At 62.4% G+C, this 2,895-nt stretch carries 3 protein-coding genes; all 3 read right to left on the bottom strand.

What is annotated here, in order from left to right:
• Nucleotides 1–276: 276 nt before the first annotated feature.
• Entirely contained in the window at nucleotides 277–564 is a 288-nt protein-coding gene (locus tag F6X42_RS42145; RefSeq protein ID WP_187639666.1) for a GYD domain-containing protein, read from the bottom strand.
• 604 nt (nucleotides 565–1,168) lie between these two features.
• Nucleotides 1,169–1,936, bottom strand: a complete 768-nt coding sequence (gene istB / locus F6X42_RS42135; RefSeq protein WP_187639665.1) for an IS21-like element helper ATPase IstB — start codon at nucleotides 1,934–1,936, stop codon at nucleotides 1,169–1,171.
• Entirely contained in the window at nucleotides 1,923–2,849 is a 927-nt protein-coding gene (locus F6X42_RS42130) for a Mu transposase domain-containing protein (RefSeq protein ID WP_246530553.1), read from the bottom strand. Before F6X42_RS42130 ends, istB begins: the two co-directional genes overlap by 14 nt.
• Between the last annotated feature and the right edge of the window lie 46 nt (nucleotides 2,850–2,895).

The following is a 2,895-nucleotide window of genomic DNA, read 5'->3' as shown; positions in this document are numbered from 1 at the left end:
GTGAGCCCGTCCATCATGGGTCACGCGGTCAGTCTGCCGTTTCGAAATCCGATCCATGGACGTCGGGCCAGTCCTCAACAGCTCGAGGCGCCGAACGCTGCTCGCATTTCATGACGTAGCGACGCAGCCGGGCACGCTGCCATGGCACGCGTCGAGGGGAAAGTGGGAGCGCTTCAGAGCGCCCCCTGGTAGTTCGCATCGTCTGGCCGACAAGCCGATTGAAACGCCACAGTTCGCCAGAACGCCTTGTCGCGAAGCGCGTGGCGGGCAGCCCCGTTACAGTGTCGCTATAAACTCGTCCCACCCCGTCGCTAGCAAGGTCTCAGTGGTGGCGTGTCCGGAGGCGCGGATGATCAACGCCACTCGCTCGACCTGTTTCAGGTCGTCAGACTCGACGATGTCCACCACATCGAAGCGGCCGAGTGTCAGATAGCTGTCTTTCCAGGTTACGGCAGGGCATTCAGCCTTGATTTTCCCGGCCACCGTGGCGGCGAGCTGTTTCATGTCCTTGGGATCTTTGAACGCGTCAGGAGACAAACGGCTGAGGATGACGTACGTGGCCATGGAATACCTCCGTGCAAAAAATTGACCCGCAATTGGGCACGGCAGTCACACCGGAACAAACGGCCTCCCGTCAAGCGGAAGGGCGCCGGTGCTTCTTGATTATAGTGACCCACGTCCATGGCGACTGAGGCGCGGGACGCATCCTGTCAGGGCAGGGGACGTCCCGGCATCTGACCGTGCGTGGGGTTGTCGCCAACGGCAGTTGAGGGCCGTCGGCGTCGGCTGCGACGGGCAGGGTGCGGCCAGGAACGGTCATTCGGCGCTGGTAGCCGAAAGCGGTCGATTGCTGTTGGCGGCTGTGAGGATCCGACATTAGACGGCGGTGCAAGGTTGAGTAAAAGCGTCAACGACCAGGGGCCGTTGGCGCCCCTGTTGTCGAGCGATGGCCATCAGAATGGGTCGTCGACGTCGTTCAGGTGAGGTTTCACGGGAGGCGCACGTTGCTCACGTAGCAGTTCGTGCAATGCGAGCTGATAGTGCCTGCAGATTCACTCGCGTAGATCGTCGAGGAGTTCGACGACGGCGAGTGCCTGATCGGCGGACCAGTTGTCCGGGATCAGGAAGTCGAGCCCGCTGGTGGTTCTGGAAGGCCGGTGATGGCGTGTCATGACGTCTTCCTGTCAGCCTTGGCCGCACTACGTTTCTTCGTGCGTTGCTCAGCGCGTTCACGCGCCTCCTTCACGCGATAGGACTCGCCTTCGATCACAACGACTTCCGCACGATGCACCAGTCGGTCAACAAGGGAGACGACGCAAGCCGCGTTCGGAAACACCTCATGCCATTCCCCGAATGGTCTGTTTGTCGTAACCACTGTCGATGCAACCCCGTACCGCCGGCTGACGAGTTCGAACAGCAGATCCGCGTGGCGGTTCGAGTACGAGAGGTAGCCGACTTCGTCGATCACGAGCACGTCGGGTGAGGCATAGCGGTTCAGCCGGCGGCGCAACGCCGAATCGCTGTCGAGCGCGGCCAGGTCACCGAGCATCTGGCCGGCGGTAGTGAATAAGGCTGTGTGGCCATGTACGATTGCCTGATAGGCGAGATTGAGCGCCAGTGTCGATTTACCGACGCCGTTCGGGCCGATCAGCACGACGTTCGCGGTGTCCCTGACGAACTCAAGCGCCATCAACTCTTCGACGACGGCGCGATCGCACCGCCTGGGCCAGGCCCAGTCGAAGTCACACAGCGGTTTGAAACTGCCCAGATGGGCATCGCGGATGCGTCGTTCCAGAGAACGGCGTCCGCGCTCGTCCTCTTCCCAATGCAGCAACGGCGCGACCCACGGCTCGGCCACCACATCGGGCCAATGTGCGAGCAGTCCGTACAGGCGCAAGGCGTGCGCGCGGTTTTGCAGATCGTCAGGCGCGCTCATCAGTGTCTCCCGCGATCTGGTCGTATATGTCGAGGCGGTGGGGTGTTACCAGCGTGTCCTTCTTGCGTACGTGTTCGGGCAATGGGATTGCAACGGGCGGAGGTGCCTGGCGCGCTTCGCGCCGGCACTCCAGCGCCAGACGGACCGGATTCGGATGAGGCGCCGCGCCACTGGCGAGGGTTTCCTCAATGGCCGCCTGCAGTTCGGCAGCGCCATAGCGGTCGAGCAGGCGCAGCAGATTGGCTGTGATGTTGCCCAGATTGCCGCCGAGTTCAGCGGCGCGCAGCATCAACGCCTGGCTGGCCGGCGCCGCGCGGGCCAGATGGTCGAGGCCGCGATGGTGACGGGCTTCGCGTTTGCGCCCGACGAGGGCGTCGATGTGCGCGGCAATCTCGATCTGTGCGCCGCGATCGTAACTTCGCACATGGGTGGCGAGCAGATCGGCGCCGTCGAGAATGCGTACCTGCCGGGGATCGGCCCGCACCGTGAGCGTGCGGCGCACGTGGGTATGCGGGATCGTGTAGTCGTTCAGGTCGAAGCGCACGTACGGCTGCTTGCCAACCTTCACGGCCAGTTGCAGTTCGCACGGGTACGGATTCTCCGGCAAGGCGAGCAGGTTGGGCTGCTCGCGCACGAAGGCCTCACGTACGGTGATCGTGGGCTCTTCCCGGCATGGGCGATCGGCTGCCGGTCCCGCGCACCAGAGTGCGGCCTGGGCATTCAGATCGTCGAGGTCAGTGAATTTGCGCGCGGCAAAGAAGCTCTCACGTACAAACCTGATTGCTCTTTCGACGCGACCCTTCTCATGATTATGGGCTCGAGCCCATAACAGTGAGTATGGTGTGGTAAAAAATATGTGCCGCTCGCTTGCCAGCGAGGCTAGGGCAGCATCTTTGCGGAAATCGAACAGCACATATTATTCGGCTACAGGGTGCGGAGGAAGGTCATCAGGTCGGGCT

Origin of the sequence: Paraburkholderia podalyriae (genome assembly GCF_014397785.1) — a bacterium.
GTDB classification, from domain to species: domain Bacteria; phylum Pseudomonadota; class Gammaproteobacteria; order Burkholderiales; family Burkholderiaceae; genus Paraburkholderia; species Paraburkholderia podalyriae.
Note: the sequence above shows the minus strand (reverse complement) of the source record. Positions and strands in the feature narration are given on the sequence as shown.